This is a genomic window from Microbacterium sp. M3, assembly GCF_033548675.1.
Classification (GTDB): Bacteria; Actinomycetota; Actinomycetes; order Actinomycetales; family Microbacteriaceae; genus Microbacterium; species Microbacterium arthrosphaerae.
Window position 1 is genome coordinate 13,198 of sequence record NZ_JAWTZT010000008.1, and the last position, 16,897, is coordinate 30,094.

At 72.1% G+C, this 16,897-nt stretch carries 14 protein-coding genes and 1 pseudogene; 2 read left to right on the plus strand and 13 right to left on the minus strand.

From position 1 onward, the window contains the following. Window positions 1-28 precede the first annotated feature (28 nt). The 3 genes from R8Z57_RS16875 to R8Z57_RS16885 form a co-directional block, all read right to left on the minus strand. A complete protein-coding gene (locus tag R8Z57_RS16875) occupies window positions 29-394 on the minus strand; it encodes a hypothetical protein (protein ID WP_318354948.1) in 366 nt (121 codons plus the stop codon). Window positions 395-532: 138 nt separating this feature from the next. Next, window positions 533-2,140 (minus strand): S1C family serine protease, encoded by a 1,608-nt coding sequence (locus R8Z57_RS16880; protein WP_318354949.1) that lies wholly within the window; start codon window positions 2,138-2,140, stop codon window positions 533-535. Window positions 2,141-2,475: 335 nt separating this feature from the next. After that, the gene (locus R8Z57_RS16885; protein WP_318354950.1) at window positions 2,476-3,045 is read right to left on the minus strand and encodes a hypothetical protein; all 570 of its coding nucleotides are present in this window, start codon (window positions 3,043-3,045) and stop codon (window positions 2,476-2,478) included. 399 nt (window positions 3,046-3,444) lie between these two features. On the opposite strand from R8Z57_RS16885, the gene R8Z57_RS16890 reads away from it, so the two are divergent. After that, window positions 3,445-4,608: a serine hydrolase gene (locus R8Z57_RS16890; RefSeq protein WP_318354951.1), complete on the plus strand. Its 1,164-nt coding sequence runs from the start codon at window positions 3,445-3,447 to the stop codon at window positions 4,606-4,608. A gap of 58 nt (window positions 4,609-4,666) precedes the next feature. Here the strand turns inward: R8Z57_RS16890 and R8Z57_RS16895 are convergent, their stop codons facing one another. From R8Z57_RS16895 to R8Z57_RS16930, 8 genes and pseudogenes are all read right to left on the minus strand, one after another. Continuing rightward, window positions 4,667-5,140, minus strand: coding sequence for a nitroreductase family deazaflavin-dependent oxidoreductase (locus R8Z57_RS16895; protein ID WP_318354952.1), 474 nt, complete (start codon window positions 5,138-5,140; stop codon window positions 4,667-4,669). Beyond that, window positions 5,133-6,176 carry a non-homologous end-joining DNA ligase gene (gene ligD, locus R8Z57_RS16900; RefSeq protein WP_318354953.1) on the minus strand — a complete coding sequence of 348 codons (1,044 nt, stop codon included), beginning with the start codon at window positions 6,174-6,176 and terminating at the stop codon, window positions 5,133-5,135. Before ligD ends, R8Z57_RS16895 begins: the two co-directional genes overlap by 8 nt. 178 nt (window positions 6,177-6,354) lie before the next feature. After that, entirely contained in the window at window positions 6,355-6,951 is a 597-nt protein-coding gene (locus R8Z57_RS16905) for a dihydrofolate reductase family protein (protein ID WP_318354954.1), read from the minus strand. Between the two features lie 3 nt (window positions 6,952-6,954). Beyond that, the gene (locus tag R8Z57_RS16910) at window positions 6,955-7,431 is read right to left on the minus strand and encodes an SRPBCC family protein (protein ID WP_318354955.1); all 477 of its coding nucleotides are present in this window, start codon (window positions 7,429-7,431) and stop codon (window positions 6,955-6,957) included. A 269-nt stretch (window positions 7,432-7,700) separates the two neighbouring features. Continuing rightward, a pseudogene (locus tag R8Z57_RS16915) lies at window positions 7,701-8,021 on the minus strand (ArsR/SmtB family transcription factor); the annotation flags it as partial. A gap of 473 nt (window positions 8,022-8,494) precedes the next feature. Next, window positions 8,495-9,733, minus strand: coding sequence for an SseB family protein (locus R8Z57_RS16920; protein ID WP_318354956.1), 1,239 nt, complete (start codon window positions 9,731-9,733; stop codon window positions 8,495-8,497). A 201-nt stretch (window positions 9,734-9,934) separates the two neighbouring features. Then, window positions 9,935-12,427, minus strand: coding sequence for an ATP-dependent helicase (locus R8Z57_RS16925; protein WP_318354957.1), 2,493 nt, complete (start codon window positions 12,425-12,427; stop codon window positions 9,935-9,937). A 100-nt stretch (window positions 12,428-12,527) separates the two neighbouring features. Next, window positions 12,528-13,940: an Ig-like domain-containing protein gene (locus R8Z57_RS16930; RefSeq protein ID WP_318354958.1), complete on the minus strand. Its 1,413-nt coding sequence runs from the start codon at window positions 13,938-13,940 to the stop codon at window positions 12,528-12,530. A 356-nt stretch (window positions 13,941-14,296) separates the two neighbouring features. Between R8Z57_RS16930 and R8Z57_RS16935 the strand changes: the two genes are divergently transcribed. After that, the gene (locus R8Z57_RS16935; protein ID WP_318354959.1) at window positions 14,297-14,491 is read left to right on the plus strand and encodes a hypothetical protein; all 195 of its coding nucleotides are present in this window, start codon (window positions 14,297-14,299) and stop codon (window positions 14,489-14,491) included. A gap of 1,275 nt (window positions 14,492-15,766) precedes the next feature. Here the strand turns inward: R8Z57_RS16935 and R8Z57_RS16940 are convergent. Both R8Z57_RS16940 and R8Z57_RS16945 read right to left on the minus strand, forming a co-directional pair. Continuing rightward, window positions 15,767-16,255, minus strand: a complete 489-nt coding sequence (locus R8Z57_RS16940; protein ID WP_318354960.1) for a glutathione peroxidase — start codon at window positions 16,253-16,255, stop codon at window positions 15,767-15,769. Then, window positions 16,252-16,845 carry a MarR family transcriptional regulator gene (locus tag R8Z57_RS16945; RefSeq protein WP_318354961.1) on the minus strand — a complete coding sequence of 198 codons (594 nt, stop codon included), beginning with the start codon at window positions 16,843-16,845 and terminating at the stop codon, window positions 16,252-16,254. The genes R8Z57_RS16940 and R8Z57_RS16945 overlap by 4 nt, the downstream gene beginning before the upstream one ends. Window positions 16,846-16,897 lie beyond the last annotated feature (52 nt).

Genomic DNA, 16,897 nt, shown 5'->3' on the forward strand with positions numbered 1-16,897 from the left:
CCTGGTGCAATCCTGTGCTCGGGCGCCATCACGACGCGACGCGGGCCGTCAGGTCGACGATCCAGCGCCCGGTGGTCGCCGCGTGCGCGCAGCGCAGGCGCACGTCGGCCCCGATGCGGTCGATCGACAGCACCGACAGCTGCGGGTGGTCGAGGATCCGTGCCAGCAGCCCCGCGGTCACGCGGGGCGTCGCGGGGCCCTCCATCGCGAAGGCGGCGTCGAGGTGCCGTTCGCGGCAGCCGAGCTCGGGCCAGCGGGGCACGTCGCGCACGCGGGCGGGGCCGACGCCGGCGGCGTGGCCCACGACGTCGAGCACGCGCAGCAGCCGCCGCCGGTCGCGCTCGGCCGGAGTGACCGTCTCCACCAGGACGGTCGCGAAGTCAGAAGTTCCCATGAGGTCAAGGTACGCAGCGGCGCCCGTGCATGCGGGCCGCCGGCGGCGTGCAACGCGCGTGCAATCCCGGCGACGACGGAGAGCGGATGCCGCGGCACACCCTGGTGCCGCGGCATCCGCTTCCTGTCGAACGCGGTGTCAGAACGCCGCCTGGAAGCTCCCCAGCGCACGGTCGATCGCGGTGATGTCGTCGTCGCTGAGCGCGGTGACCGACAGCACGATCAGGTACTCGCCGTCGTTGGAGTACGCCGCCAGCATGAGGTAGGACGCACCCGTCTCGCCGCAGCCGGTCCAGTACTGGAAGACGCCCGCGTGCAGGTCGTCGCTGTACTCGTCGATCGCCTCGGTGGTGCAGCCGGACTGCGTCAGGTAGTCGGCCGTCATCTGCAGCCACTCCTCGGGCTGGATGGTCGCGGTCGCCGCGGGCGCCGCCATCACCGACACCCCGGGCACCGACCATCCGCTGGCGAACGCGTCGATGTCGGTCGAGGCGTCGATGCGGGCCCACTCGCCGCCGCGCGGGTCGGTGTAGACGCTGGTGTCGAGGCTCGACCACGCTTCGGGCACGTCCACGGTCACGCTGCCGGTGTCGTCGACGACCGACACGAAGTCCGCCGCGGCGCCGGCGTTGCCCCCCGAGCCGCCCGAGCCGCCCGAGCCGCCCGAGCCGCCCGAGCTCGCGCCCGCTTCGCTCGCGACCGAGACGCCCTCGACGGGCTCGCCGTTGAACTGGCCGGTGTAGTAGATGCCGTCGGCCGGGCGGTACAGCTCGACGCCGAGCGTGGCGTCCTGTCCGTGCGTGCGGAGCACGTCGCAGTAGTCGGCCATGGTGCCGTCGGTGCCGACGCTCACGCCCTCCATCTTGGTGATGAGGTCGCCCGGCTCCACGCCCGCGGTGTCGGCCGCCGACCCCGAGGCGACCGAGTTGACCCAGATGCCCAGGCCCTCGCCCTCCTCTGTCATGAGGCCCGTGCCGTTGATGCCGAGGCTCAGCACGCTCTCGCCCTCGGCGAGCTGGTCGAGCACCTGCTGCACCTCGTCGCGGTGGATGGCGAGGTTCTGGTCGTGCAGGTCGTTGCCGGCGTAGTTGACGCCGATGAGCTTGCCCTCGGCGTCGACGAGCGGTCCGCCCGAGTTGCCGCCGCGGATGCGCGCGTCGTGCTCGATGACGTGGTCGAGCGATGCCCACGGGGTGTCGACCGACGTGTCGGCCTTCGAGACGATGCCGCGGGTCATGGTGAACTCCGGGTCGCCCAGCGGGAAGCCGGCCGCGTACACGTCGGTCGCCGTCGTGATGTCGCCCTTGTGCCAGTCGAAGTACGGGTAGTCGTCCTCCTGCAGCTGGATGACCGCGAGGTCGAGGCACTCCGACGAGCCCAGCACCTTGGCGTTGAGCGTCTCGGACGTGTCGCCGCCGCGCCACACCTTGAGGGTGCCCGCGCCGACGACGACGTGGTTGTTGGTGACGGCGAGGCCGTCGTCGCTGATGAGGAAGCCCGAGCCGCGGCCGGCCGCCTCGTAGCCGCCCATCTCGGGCGAGACGAAGGTGCCGACGGCCTCGATCTGGATCGTGGCGGACTGGATGTCGTCGAAGCCGACACCCCCTCCGGAGGCGGGGCCGGTGACCTCCCCGGCGTCGACGGTGAAGGACATGCAGCCGGTCAGCGCGAGTGCCGACGTGGCCGTGAGGGCGGCGCCGGCGAGAGCCAGGCGTCCGCGGCGTGAGCGGTGTGTGGTCGTGTTCATGGTTGAGCAAGCTATTGACGTGCAACCGCCCGCCGAGGGGTCGATGGCGGCGTGCAACCGGCGTGCAATCGAGAGGGACGGATGCCGCGTCCCGGCGCTTCGGCCGCGCGGCGCGCGCTGCGGCTCGCCCGGGCCCGGCGCTTCGTCCGCGCGGCGCTGCGGCTCGCACGGGCCCGGCGTCGCGGGCAGGGCGCCCGGGCCCGGTGCCCGAGTGCCCGGGCCCGGCGCCCGGGTGCCCGGCGCTGCGCACCTCGCCCGGGGGCCGGCGCCGGCGCGGCACGACGAAGAGCGGGCCGCGATCGCACAGATCGCGGCCCGCTCCCGGGTACGGCGGGTCAGCTCGCCGCGACCACCTCGGCGACGACGTCGCCGTACATCCTCATCGCGTCGGTGAGATCGTCCGCCTCGGCGACGCATTCGCTCGACATCGTCTCGCAGCTCGCCGCGACGAACGCGTCACCGGCGGACGCCGCCTCGGTCGCCGCTGTGCGCAGCTGCTCGCCGAGATCCCCCGCCGGCACGTCGGCGTCGATGCGCGCCGGCGCTTCCTGCGCGAGCGCGACGCCCTCCATCGCGATGCCGATGCAGTTCTCGTCGCCCATCGCGACCACGGCGCTGCTGCAGAAGTTGTCATACCACCGGTCCTGCCAGGCGAGGACGGCTTCGGACTCGGCGACCAGGACCGATTCCTCCTCACCGGCGGGCTGCGTGCCCGCGGCGCCTCCCTCTCCCGCGTCCGCGGACGGTTCGGCCGCCGTCGCGGGCTCGCCGGCGGGCTGCGCTGCCGGCGCGCAGGCGCTCAGCGCGAACGCGCCGGCGAGGACGGCGGCGGCCAGCCCGAGGGCGAACGGCGATCGCGGGCCGGTGAGGCGGGGAAGGGGAACGGCGGTGCCGTGAGTCGACATGGGTGCTCCGATGCTCTGGGGCCGGGCGATCCGGCTACCCAGCGAAGCTACGGAAGGGCTTCTCGGCGGCGCGGCCGTCACCGCCGCGTGCAACCGTCGTGCAATCGACCCGCTCGCCGGGCGCCGACTGTCGACCTCGTTGCCCGGTTGCGCGCGTTTCGTCTCCCGCGCTGACGCTCGGTCGCTCAACGACCGGAGCAAGCTCCTGGATCGGCGCGCCCGGCGCGCCGGCTGTCGAACCCGGGCCCGGCGCGTTTCGTCCCTCGTCGGCGCTCGGTTGCTCGACAACCGGATCGACGCTCCGTGGACGTCTCGCGGTTGACGGGCCGTCGCGCTGACCTCTGGTCGGCGGTGGCACGCGGGTGTACCGTGCCGCCAGAGACACACCCGGAGGCGCCCATGCCTCGCCTCTCCCACGACCCCGCATCCCGACGCGCGGGCACTCGGACGAGGCTCGCCTGCGCCCTTTTCGCGTGCCTCCTCCTCGGCACGGCGTGCACGCCCTCGTCGCCGGTTCCGCGCGACGAGACCCCGGCGCCGCCCAACGCCCAGGTGCTGCGCGATGAGATCGACACCGTCTTCGATGCGGTATGGGGCGAGGAGTCGATCCGCGCGATCATCGTGCAGCAGCACGGCGAGCCCGTGTTCACCCAGTACTGGGAGTCGACCCCCGACGACGCGTGGGACGTACGGGGCGTGGCGCGGGCGGTGACCTCGACGCTGGTGGGCATCGCCATCGACCGAGGCCTCATCCCCGGAGTCGACGCGACCCTCCGCGAGCTGCTGCCGACACGTGTCGCACAGCTCCCCCGCGCGGTCGGCGCCGTCGATCTCAAATCCGTCCTGACAAACACGGCAGGGTTCGCCCAGTCCATCGGGGAGCGACGATTGCGCAGCGCTCCGGACTGGATCGGCGCCGTGCTCGTGGATCGTGCCGCCCGCGGACCCGCCGACGGCAGCTTCCTGTCGTCCGAGGCGGGCGCGCATCTGCTCGCCGCCGTGCTGGCCGAGGCGACCGGCACGTCGCCGCTGCGCTTCGCGCAGGAGGTGCTGTTCGACCCGCTCGGCATCCCGTGCGCGCCGCTGTGGGAGGAGCGCCTCAGCCCCGCCGACGACCCCGGCGCGGTCCTCGCCGCCTTCGACGCGGCCGGGGTGGCGTGGCTGGCCGACCCGCAGGGCGTCAACCTCGGATACTCGCACCTGCGCCTGCGCCCGACCGATCTGGTGCGGCTCGGTCAGCTCTTCCTCGACGAGGGCGCCTGGGACGGCGAGCAGGTCGTATCGCCGACGTGGGCGGTCGAGGCGACCTCGCCCCTCGTCATCACGCGCGCGTACGGCGAGACCGGCTACGGCTACCAATGGTGGATCGACCGCGAGCACGGCGTGTTCTTCGCCCAGGGCGAGGGCGGCACCGCGCTGGTGGTCCATCCGGCGAAAGACGCCGTCGCGGTCATCGCGTCCGAGGTCGCGGCCGACGACGACTATCCGACCCGCGGCCTGGCCTCCTCGACGGCGGTCGGACTCGCGGTCGCGCTCCTCGCCGATCTGCCCGCCGGTCATTGAGATGACGGATGCCGCGGCCAGCGGCATCCGTCATCTCCTCCGCGGCGCGGGGGACGGACTAGGCACCCTCGATGGGCGGAGTGAACTCGACGAGCGGGATGTGCGCCTCGCCACCGGCGGCGTAGTCCATGGCGGCGCTCAGGTGCTGATACGCCTCGGGGTGTGCGGCGGCGTAGTCACGCAGGCGTCGGGCCGACTCCTCCGCGTCGAGCAGGCGCACCCTCGCCGGCACCCGCCGCGCGCGACCCGTGCTGAGGTAGGCGACGCCGTTCGCCCGGAGGTTGCGGTACCACTGGGCACGTGTGCCGAATCCCGAGGCCACGCGCACCACGTTGCGGCCGCGCTCGACGACCTCGACCACCACGTAGCGCGGTTCGTGCGACACCCGCCCGAGGTGCTCGATCATGACGAGACGCTCGCCGAAGAGCCACCCGAGGCCGACGCGGTACAGCGGGATCGGCAGCCGCATGAGCCAGCGCGTCTCGAGCAGCCGCGCGGCGAGCCGGTCGAGCGGTCGCGTGGGCTCAGGCATCGTCCTTGGGCCAGTTCGCCTCGTTCTTGCGGCTGGGCTGCACGCGGGGCGGCTCTCCGGGCATCTTCGGGAAGTCCGGCGGGAAGGGCAGCTCGCCGAGACCGTCGTCGAGGTCACGCTGCCACCACTCCAGGAGCGTGTCGATGCGGCCGGGCTTATCGAGAAGCCCCGCCCACGGGTCGCCGACGCGAGCGAGACGCTCCGGCACGGTCCGTACCGTGAAGGCCAGCGGGTCGACGCCTGCCTCGAGCTCGTCCCACGTGAGGGGCGTCGACACGGTCGCGGCCGGGAGGGCCCGAGGACTGTATGCGCCGGCCATCGTCCGGTCGCGGTTGGCCTGATTGAAGTCGATGAAGATCCGCTCGCCGCGCTCCTCCTTCCACCAGTTCATCGTCACCTTGTCGGGCAGGCGCCGCTCGAGCTCCCGCCCCGCCGCGATGACGGCATGCCGCACGTCGAGGAACTCCCACTCCGGCTCGATCGGGCAGAACACGTGGATCCCCCGGTTGCCGCTGGTCTTGAGGAACGCGGTCAGCCCCGCCTCGGCCAGCACGTCGCGCATCGCGGGGGCGACGGCTGCGGCATCCGCGAAATCCGTCCCCGGCTGCGGGTCGAGGTCGATCCGGAGCTCCACCGGGTTGTCGGTGTTCGCTGTCAGCGACGCCCACGGATGGAACACGATCGTGTTCATCTGCGCGGCCCACACCGCCGCGGCGATCTCGGTGAGGATGATCTGCGGGTGCCGGCGCCCGCTGTTGTACGTCACGGTCTGGGCTTCGACGAAGGCCGGCGCCCCCTTCGGGGGGTTCTTGGAGTAGAACCGCTCCCCTTCGACGCCGTCGGGGAACCGCTCGAGCGACACGGGCCGGTCGCCGTTGGCGGCGAGGAACGGCTCGCGCACCGCGATGAGGTATTCGGCGAGCTCGCGCTTCGTGATGCCGGCCTCGGGCCAGATCACGCGGTCGGGATTGGAGATGCCCACCTCGCGGTCGCCGTCGGGGCCGGGCACGGTGAGGGTGATCCGCGGGGACGCCATGGTCCGACGCTATCGGCCGGCCGCGACATCCGTCACCCGTTCCCTCGGAGCCCCGGCGCCTGGCGTCCGGCGCCTGGCATCTGCACAACTCCACGCTTTCGGCTGCCGCAGAGCCCGAAAGCCCGCGCGGCCCGGTTTCGGGAATCGGATCCGTGGAGTTCTGCGGAGCCGCCGGCCGTCACTTCTCGACGGGGAACACCATGTGCGTCACGCGAGTGCTCGGGATGATCGCCGTGGGATCGCCGAGCCGCACCGCGGCCGGGTCGACGTCGGCGAAGTAGCGGTGGCCGGTGCCGAGCACGACCGGCACGAGGTCGACGGCGACCTCGTCGACGAGACCCGCAGCGAGCGCCTGCCCGGCGATGGTCCCGGCGGCGAGCGCCACCGTCCGGTCGCCGGCGATCTCCTGCGCCCGGGCGACGGCGGCCTCGATCCCGTCGGTGACGAAGTGGGCGTTCCCGGTGCGGGCGTGGGCCCAGTCCGTCGGCGCCTCGTGCGTCAGCACGACGAACGGCACGCCGAGCGGATGCTCCCCCGACCACCCGTCGGTGATGTCGAACAGCAGGCGGCCGACCACGAGGCATCCGATCTGCCCCACCCATTCGCGCCAGTAGCCGGCACTCGCGGGAGTCAGGTGAAACGACGCCGGCTCGCTCGCGGTGACCACCTCGACGTCGCCGGCCTCGTACCAGTCGAAGAGGCGGCCAGGATCGTTGTTGTCGTGCGCGACGAAGCCGTCGAGCGACATCGACGCGGAGGCGACGACCTTGCCCATGGCTCAGCGCTCCCCCGCCAGCATGCGGTCGAGCTTCTCGTAGCCCTCGCGGATGCCGCGCTCCATGCCCTCGGCCTGCATGCTCTCGAGCACCTCGACCGTCGGGAACACACTGTGGTCGACCAGCCGCGAGCGCCCGCCGTCGAGCGCCTCGAAGCGGATGATGTCGACGCTCACCTGGTCGGGCCAGCCCTCGTACTCGAAGGTCTGGATGATCAGCTCGTTCTCGCGGATCGTGTGGAACACGCCGCGAAAGGCGTACTCGCCGTCGCCGTCGCGCTGCACGAAGCGGTAGCCGCCGCCGGTGCGGAAGTCCCAGTGCGTCACCTCGGTGCGCTCGTCGCCGGGCCCGATCCACCGCGCGAACAGCTCGGGATCGGCGTGCGCGCGGAACAGCGCCGCCACCGGCGCCTCGAACTCGCGCGTGATGTCGGCGTACGACGTGCCGGGAACGGCTTCGATGACCAGTGGGTTGCTCATGACTCCTTCTCCTTCGTGCCGGTTCTGCGAGGGGTACGTGGGGTGGTTCCGGATGCCGCGACCCCCGCGCTGCGCGAGCCCCGGGCGGCGGGGGCCGGGGTGTCTGCAGGCGCTGCGGCAGACGGGGTTGCGGGAGTGGGCGCGAGGGCAGCGGGCGTCGCGGCCGTCGGGGCAGCGGGCGTGGCGGCCGTCGGGACGGCGGGCGTGGCGGCGGTCGGGGCCGCGGGCGTCGCGGCCGTCGGGACGGCGGGCGTTGCGGCGGTCGGGGCTGCGGTGGTTGCGGCCAGCACCGCGTCGAGGCGGCGGTACGCCCGCTCGGCGTCGAGCCGGTAGCGGTCGATCCACGCCGTCAGCTGCTCCAGCACCGCAGCGTCGAGGTGCACCGGGCGCCGTTGCGCGTCGCGCGACCGGGTGACAAGGCCGGCCTCCTCGAGCACGCGGATGTGGCGCGACACCGCCTGCATGGTGATGGCGAACGGCCCGGCGAGCTCACCGACGGTCGCCGGGCCACGGCTGAGCCGCGCGACGATCGCGCGGCGCACCGGGTCGCCGAGTGCCACGAATGCCCGGTCCAGCCTCTCATCGTTCATACTCAACAGTTCCCTTTATCAACGCATGTGTTGAATATGCTACGCCCGCTCGTCTCCCTGTCAACCCTCGTCCGTTCCTGCACAGGCCAACCGGACCTCTTCAGGAGCCGCAGCACAGTTCCGTTCCTGTGGAACCCCCGTTCACCTGCGGAAGGCCCATACCCCGGACGGATGCCGCAACCCACCGCCGCCCGCACCCCACGCACCCCGCCGCACCACCCGACGGCGCCTGCACAGGTAAACCGGGCTCCCGCAGGAGCCCGAACGGCCTCAGCCTCCTGCTGAAGCCCTGTTCGCCTGCAGAAGACGCCCGCACCGCACCAGATGCCGCAACCCGCAGCGGGCACGACCGGATGCCGCGACCCACCGCAGCAGGGAGCGGGATGCCGCGACCCGCAGCAGGCATGACCGGATGCCGCACCGCACCGGATGCCGCAGCCACGCGCCCCGCAGCGCCCAAGGCCGACGGAGCTTTACTCGGCGAGCGCGAGCAGCGGGGCGAGGTCGTCGCGGCTCAGCCGGATCCAGGGCCCGGCAGGATCCACCACGATGCCGGTGAGCCCCTCGTCGGTGCGCAGTGCCCGTGCGAGCTGTGCACCCGTGATCGGCGCGGCGGAGTCGCGGCGGCCCATGACGGCGACCTCCAGCGGGTGCGAGTAGATCTCGAGGTAACGCGACCCATCCGGCGTACGGCCCTCGGCCAGGCCCTTGGCGCCGCCTTCCGCGGTGCCGACGGCCACCCACAGCGGGGCGTGCGTGAGGGCCTGCGCGACGTCGGCGGCCGTGGCGTCGGTGCGCTCCGCGGTGAGCAGCGTCTTGATCGTGAGCTGCGGATCGGCCTGCGCGACGGCCCGCTCCAGCAGCTCGGTCGGCAGCACCGCCCGCGAGGGCGCCGATGCGGGGTCGATGATGATGCCGTCGTACGAGCTGGCGAAGACGTGGCGCAGCACCGTCAGCACGGGCTGCCCCATCGCGGAGGTCTCGGCGTCGCCGTCGGCCTTGAGGCTCGCCTGCAGCGCCGCGCCGCTGGAGTACACGAGCGCGAAGGTGCGCTCCTTCACGTTCGCGACCGCGAGCGGCAGGCCCTTGCCCTCGGCGAGCAGCGTGCGCGCGTCGCCCTTGACCCGCAGGAACACGTGCCCCTGCATCAGCTGCCGCGCGACGTCGAGCAGCGCCTGCGACGGCGGCGCGTCGCCGACGCGTCCGAGCGCCGCGTGCAGCAGCGCGTTGTCGCGGAGCCCTGGCACCGTCTCGGTCTGCGCGGGCGCGGTCCGCATCCACTCGCGCGCACCCAGCCGCGGCTGCGCCTGCGGCGGCGCGGCCGTGCCGGCAGCACTCTGCGGACCGGCGGTCGCCGGCTTCGGCGCCTTGGGCGACACCCCGAGCCCGCCGAAGGACGACATCGAGATGGAGACGGATGCCGCGGCCTCCGTCTCCGCCTGCGCCGCTGTCGTGCCGGCCGGCGCTGCCTCCGACGCCGCGTGGGCCGCGGCATCCGCATCGCTCGACGATTCGGATGCCGCCGGCGCCGCACCGTCGGCAGGCACCGGCGCGTCGGCCGCTGCCTGCGCGCCGGTCACGGCAGGTGCGGTCTCGCCCGTCTCTGCGGCTGCCGTCGCACGGTGCTCCGCGTCACCGGCGGGTTCACCGGCGACGGACGCCTCCGGCGTCGGCTCGGCGGGCTTCTTCGGGCGGCGCGAGAACAAGGCCATTGGTCGAGCCTAACCCGCGACCGCCGTCCGGTCTGCGGGCCGTCCTGCGACGGTTGCGGAAACGCACGGGTCTGCCCGTGACCTGTTGCCGCAGCCCACGGCCCGGACGTCGAGCGAGCGACGAAGGCCGTCGTCGAGCGGGCTTGCGCGTCGGAACGCCGGGACGAAACGGACCGGCCCCGACGAACGCCGGCGGAACCGTCAGAGCTTGTCGATCGGGGCGATCTTGATCAACAGCTTCTTCGGCCCGGCGGTGTCGAAGCGGACGTGCGCGACGCGCTTCGCACCCTCGCCGGTGATGGCGTCGACCCGCCCCTCGCCGAAGTCGTCGTGGCGGATGCGGTCGCCCGGAGCGAGCTCCATGTCGCCGTTGTCGCGCACCTTCGCGGGGATCTTGTTCGCGAATCGCTCGAGGTTGCCCGACGGCTCGCGACGCGGGAGCGGCACGAGGTCGTCGCCGTAGCGCCGCCCGCCGCCCGAGCCGCCGAAGCCCGACCCCGAGCCGCGACGTGCGTTGAGCGCGCGGGACTGCGTACCGCCGCGCGAGTTGACGTCGCCGGGCGACTGACGCCAGTGCAGCAGCTCGACGGGGATCTCCTGCAGGAACCGGCTCGGCATCGCGACCGTCACTTCGCCGAACTGCGCGCGGGTCATCGCGAGCGACAGGTACAGCCGCTGGCGGGCGCGCGTGATGCCGACGTAGAAGAGGCGGCGCTCCTCCTGCGGGCCGCCCGGCTCCCCCGCCGAGATCCGGTGCGGGATGAGGTCCTCCTCGACGCCGGTGACGAACACGGCGTCGTACTCGAGGCCCTTGGCCGTGTGCATGGTCATGAGCGACACCGAGCCCGAGGCGTCCTCGAGGTCGTCGGCATCCGAGACGAGGGCCACCTCGGTGAGGAAGTCCAGCAGCGTGCCCTCGGGGTTGTTGCGCGCGAACTCGCGGGCCACGGCGACGAGCTCGTCGAGGTTCTCGATACGGGCTTCGTCCTGCGGGTCTTTGCTGGCGCGCAGCGCGTCGTAGTAGCCGCTCTTGTTGAGCAGCACCTGCAGCCCGTCGGCGACGGCAGTCGGGGGCGCGAGCTCGCCCGACGCGGGAAGCATGATCTCGGATGCCTCGGCCAGCACCGCGTCGAGATGCGCGACGGCCGCCTGGATCTTGGGGCCGACGCCCAGCGCCGACGAGTTGGCCAGCGCATCGCGGAACGTGATGCCCTCGTCGGCGGCGTAGCGCGAGATGGTCTCGATCGTGACGTCGCCGATGCCGCGCCGGGGCTTGTTGATGATGCGCCGCATCGCCATCTCGTCGGCCGGGTTGGCGACCGCGACGAGGTAGGCCAGTGCGTCCTTGATCTCGGCGCGCTCGTAGAACTTCGTGCCGCCCATGATCTTGTAGGGCAGGGCCGAGCGGATGAAGATCTCTTCCAGCGCACGCGACTGCGAGTTGGTGCGGTAGAACACGGCGATCTGCGAGTAGTCGATGCCCGCCCGACGGAGCGTCTCGATCTCGTCGGCGACGAACTGCGCCTCGTCGTGCTGCGAGTAGCCGGTGAAGCCGATGATCTTCTCGCCCTCGCCGACGTCGGTCCACAGCCGCTTGTCTTTGCGGTCGAAGTTGTGGCTGATGACGGCGTTGGCGGCCGAGAGGATGTTCTGCGTCGAGCGGTAGTTCTGCTCGAGCAGCACGACCTTCGCGCCCGGGTAGTCCTTCTCGAACTCGCTGATGTTGCGGATGTCGGCGCCGCGGAACGCGTAGATCGACTGGTCGGAGTCGCCGACGACGGTGAGCGACGCCCCGTCTTCGGCGGCCGGCTCGGGCTCGAAGATCATCATGCCGCCCGAGCCGGCGAGAGGCGCAGCATCCGATCCGGGCGGCCTCGTCAGCTCGTGGATCAGCGCGTACTGGGCGTGGTTGGTGTCCTGGTACTCGTCGACGAGCACGTGACGGAACCGGCGCCGGTACACGTCGGCGACCTGCGGGAACGCGCGGAAGAGGAACACCGTCTGGGCGATGAGGTCGTCGAAGTCGAACGCGTTCGCCCGCTGCAGCTCGCGCTGGTACGCGGCGAACAGCTCGACGAAGACCCGCTCGGCGGGATCGCTCATGTTGGCCGTGCGGGCGTAGGACTCGGCATCCGCCAGCTCGTTCTTCAGGCGCGAGATCTTGCCCTGCGTCGCCGCGGGGGTGAGCCCGAACGCGTCGGCCTCGTGCTCTTTGACGAGGCGCTTGATGAGCGCGCGGGAGTCGCCGGAGTCGTAGATCGTGAAGGACTTGGTGAAGCCGAACTGCTCGGCCTCGCGCCGCAGGATGCGCACGCACGCGGAGTGGAAGGTCGAGATCCACATGCCCCTCGCGGAGTCGCCGATCAGGTGCTCGACGCGCTCACGCATCTCGCCGGCCGCTTTGTTGGTGAAGGTGATGGCGAGGATCTGGCTGGGCCAGGCCTCGCGGCCGCGCAGCAGGCTGGCGATGCGACGGGTGAGCACGCTGGTCTTGCCCGAGCCGGCGCCGGCGACGATGAGGAGCGCCTGGCCGCGGTAGGTGACGGCTTCGCGCTGCTGGGGGTTGAGCCCCTCGAGGAGGTCTTCGTCGGGGCGCGCGCTGCTCTGTGGACCCGTGCTCTGGGGGCCGAAGCTGCCGTCGAGGATGATCGGACGGGATGCCGCGCCCGGCGCGGTGGGAATGGCGTCGGTCATGTCTCACCAAGTCTAGGTCGCCCCGCCGACACCGCGCCGGTCGCCGTGAGCGGCGACGGCGCCCCTCCCGCGTGGAAGGGGCGCCGCCGCAGACTCGGGGTCAGCGGAGCGTGAAGATCACCGTGGTGGCGTTGCCGGCGACGTCGTACACCACGAGGGTGTTCTCGCCCTGGACGGCGCCGAAGGTGCCCGGCTTCACGAAGTTGACGTCCGACCAGACGTTGTCGGTGAGGTCCTTGACCTTGCCGTTCAGCTCGACGCGGTCGATCTTGCCGGCATCCTGCAGCTTGAAGCTTATGAGGTCGTAGGCGTCGCCCTTGGCGAGCGTGAAGGCGCGGCCGTTCTTGATGGTGGCCTTCGGCGCGGTCGCGTCGATCGTGACATCGAACGTGCTGGTGCGCGAGATGTTGCCCGCGAGGTCCTGCGCGTTGTACTTCACCGTGTAGGCGCCGTCGGGCAGGTTCACCGTGGCGGTGTGGGTGGCGGACGTGGCGCCGCCGGCAGCGGTCTGCGTGCTCTTGACGAGCTTGCCGCCCTTGTAGATGTTGGCGACGATGCGCTGCAGGCCGCCGTCGTCGGTCGCGTCGATCTGCAGCGCGAGCGCCGGCACGGGGGCGGTCGGGACGGGCGAGACGACCGCGACCTCGGGGCGCGTGGTGTCGGGCAGCTTCTCCAGCGTCACCAGGAACGCGGCGTCGAAGAAGTACAGCGGCACGTCGGTCGACGAGACCCAGTACGCGCCGTCGCGCTCGGTGACCGTCATCGGGATGTCCGGGTAGCTGATCGGCGCGCTGCCGGTCGCGGCCGTGACCGAAGCCACGCGGTAGCCCTCGGGGGCGGTGAGACGCATGCCGAGGTCGCCCGGCAGGTGGCGGACGACGCGGTAGTCGCTCGTCTGGGCCTCGTAGCCGCCGGCCAGGCCCGCGTACTCGCTGCCGCTGAACCACTCGCCGCCCGAGGCGAACTCGATGGCCGGAACACCGCTCACCGGCGTGCCGTCGGCGAGCGAGACCTTCGCGACGACGCCCAGCGCCGTCATGCCGATGAGGCGCTCCTCGCCGTCCTCGTCGATGACGACGTCCGCCGTGCCCTGCGCCCCGAAGTACTCGGTGGTGGGGAGGCGCACGATGTCGGCCGCGCTCTGCGCGCCGGTCGCGTCGAAGAACACCTCGTTGGCCGGGTAGTTCGGGTGGCCGAGGTACAGCGTGGCCGGGCCCACGGGAACGTCGGTGAAGCGGTAGAGGCCGTCGGCGTCGGCACTCTTGTAGTGCCGCGTGCCGTTGACGTCGACCAGCTGCGCCGCCAGCGACGTGTTCAGTCGGTCGGCGTCGCCGTTCGCCGTGGTCTTCGAGGGGTCGAAGAGCCCGTCGGCGTAGCGGTCGTCGAAGCGCGTGACGGTCAGGGTGCCGGTCGCGGCGTCCGCAGTCTCTTCGGCCATCGCCGGCAGCGGCGCGGCCACGAGAACGGCTGCGGCTCCCGCCGCGGCCAGGGCGTAACGTCGTCCATTTCGCATGAGTGTCCCCAGGGTTCGAAGGTGTCGGGCGGGGCCGGATGAATGCCCCTGGATCGAATCTAGGAACCGCCCCGGCCGGGCCTCGGCGAAGTCGGCCGATGTTCACCCGACCGTCTCCCGGCGGTCACCGCGCGCGGTCGAGGCGCGCAGCGAAGGCACTGCGCCGGCACCGATGGACCCGCGCAGTGACCGGCCACCGATCGGCGGAAGTCGGACATCCGGCGAAGATCGGCCGGAAGACGCCGCGGACGTCCGACTCCTGCCGGATCTCCGACGTTCGCTCACGCCGGAGACGCTGCGCCGGCACATGCGCGCCGGCACCGGCGCGGTGCCCGGCCGCCGGCGCCCGGCCGCCGGTGCCCCGGCCGACCGGACCCAGCGGGCTCAGAGCAGGCGTCGCGCCGACGCCCAGGCGGTCAGCCGCGATCGCCGCGTACCTGCTGCTGGCCGCCGCCGCCATCGCCCTCGTCGGCGGCCTGGTCGGCATCGCCCGCCGCGTGCAGCGCAGCGCAGAGCGCCGGCGCGCGGCATCCGTCCCCTCCCCCCTCTGACCCCCTCGCGTCCGGCAGGTGAACCGGGCTTACGCAGGAGGGCCGGGCGCAATCCGGTCTTGCGCACGCCCCGTTCTCCTGCGGAACAGCCGTGCGCTCAGGCACGCCGGACCCCCAGAGGCATGCAGAGCCCCGAAGCGGCGCACACCGCCGCCGCGCGGCATCCGTCCCCTCCCCCCTCTGACCCCCTCGCGTCCGGCAGGTGAACCGGGCTTGCGCAGGAGGGCCGGGCGCAATCCGGTCCTGCGCACGCCCCGTTCTCCTGCGGAACAGCCGTGCGCTCAGGCACGCCGGACCCCCAGAGGCATGCAGAGCCCCGAAGCGGCGCACACCGCCGCCGCGCGGCATCCGTCCCCTCCCCCCTCTGACCCCCACGCGTCCGGCAGGTGAACCGGGCTTGCGCAGGAGCGCAGGACGCAATCCGGTCCTCCGCAGGCCCCGTTGTCCTGAGCAACCCCGGTCCGCTCCGGCAGGCCGGACCCCAGAGGCATGCGGAGCCCCGGAGCCGCGCACCGCGCCGCCGCGCGGCATCCGCCCCCCCAAGCCCTTGGCCGGCACGACTTCAACAGGTCAACCGGGCTTACGCAGGAGGGCCGCACGCACCCCGGTCCTGAACAAGCCCCGTTCTCCTGCAGAACACCGGTGCGTTCACGTAAGCCGGACGCCACAGGCACGCGAAGCCCCGACGCGGCGCACAGCGCCACCGCGCGGCATCCGTCCCCACACGCCCCTGGCCGGCAGGCCTTCAACAGGTCAACCGGGCTCACGCAGGAGGGCCGCACGCACCCCGGTCCTGAACAAGCCCCGTTCTCCTGCAGAACACCGGTGCGTTCACGTAAGCCGGACGCCACAGGCACGCGAAGCCCCGACGCGGCGCACAGCGCCACCGCGCGGCATCCGTCCCCACACGCCCCTGGCCGGCAGGCCTTCAACAGGTCAACCGGGCTAACGCAGGACGGCCGCACGCACCCCGGTCCTGAACAAGCCCGGTTCTCCTGCAGAACCCCGGTGCGCTTAGTACGCCGGCCCTCACCCGCACGACTTCAACAGGTCAATCGGGCTTACACAGGAGAGCCGGACGCACCCCGGTCCTGAACAAGCCCGGTTCTCCTGCAGAACACCGGTGCGCTTAGTACGCCGGCCCTCACCCGCACGACTTCAACAGGTCAATCGGGCTTACACAGGAGAGCCGGACGCACCCCGGTTCTGAACAAGCCCCGTTCTCCTGCAGAACCCGGGTGCGAACCCCGCAGCGAGCCCGACCCCGGCCCCGCGTCAGCCCTCGGGGAGCCAGGCCTCGATGGCGTCGACGACCTCGGGGGCGTCGGGCTTCGTCTGCGGCGAGAACCGCTTCACCTCGCCCGAGGGGCTCACGAGGAACTTCTCGAAGTTCCACGAGATGCGGCCCTTGTTGCCGTCGACGTCGGGGGTGCCGGTGAGCTCCTTGTACAGCGGGTGGGCGCTGCGGCCGTTCACGCGCACCTTCTCCGACATCGGGAACGTCACGCCCCACGTCGTCGAGCAGTACTCCTCGACCGCCGCCTCGCTCGACAGCTCCTGCAGGAACTGGTTGCTCGGAAAGCCGACGACCGTGAACCCGCGGTCGGCGTACGCCTTCTGCAGCGCCTCGAGCTGCTCGTACTGCGGCGAGAGCCCGCAGCGCGACGCGACGTTGACGACGAGCGCGAGCTTGCCGTCGACGAGCTCGCCGAACGTGGTCTCCTCGCCGCGGATGGTGGTCACGGGGATCTGTTCGAGGGTCATGCGTTGTCCTTCCTGGGGGAATCGGAGACGGATGCCGCGGCCGCCGTCCGCGCCTTTCCGCGCGCCTGCGGGCGCGGCGGCCGGGGTGCGGTGACAGCACGCCCGTCGTCGCGGGCGTAGGGGTGCGTGCGTCCTGCGGTCGTGGCCGCGCGCGCGTCGTACCCGAGCATCGAGCGGCGGAGCGAGCGCAGCGTCGCCACGACCGACTCGGCGTCGGCGGGGGTCACCTGCATCGCCTCGGCCACGCACCCCTCGATGTGGCCGAGCTCCCCGCGCACGGCGAGTGCGCGCTCGGTCGCCGTGACGCGCACCGAGCGGCGGTCGGAGGTGCGGTGCTCGCGCTCGAGGTATCCGAGGCGCTCAAGGCGGCCGACGAGCCCCGAGACGCTGCTCGCGTCGAGGCAGAGGCTCTCGGCGAGTTCGCCGGGCGAGACCTCGCCGCGCTCCCATACGACGGCGAGCACCATGAGCTGCTGGTAGGTGAGTCCCCACGGTTCGAGCAGCTCGCGGTAGAGCTGCAGCGTCGTTTGCATCGAGGTGTAGAGCGCGAAGCAGACCGACGACTCCAGCGTGGCGGCGGGTTCGCTCATGCCGACAGCTTCGCACACCAACATTTGGGATACAAGGTATCCGATGAGACGA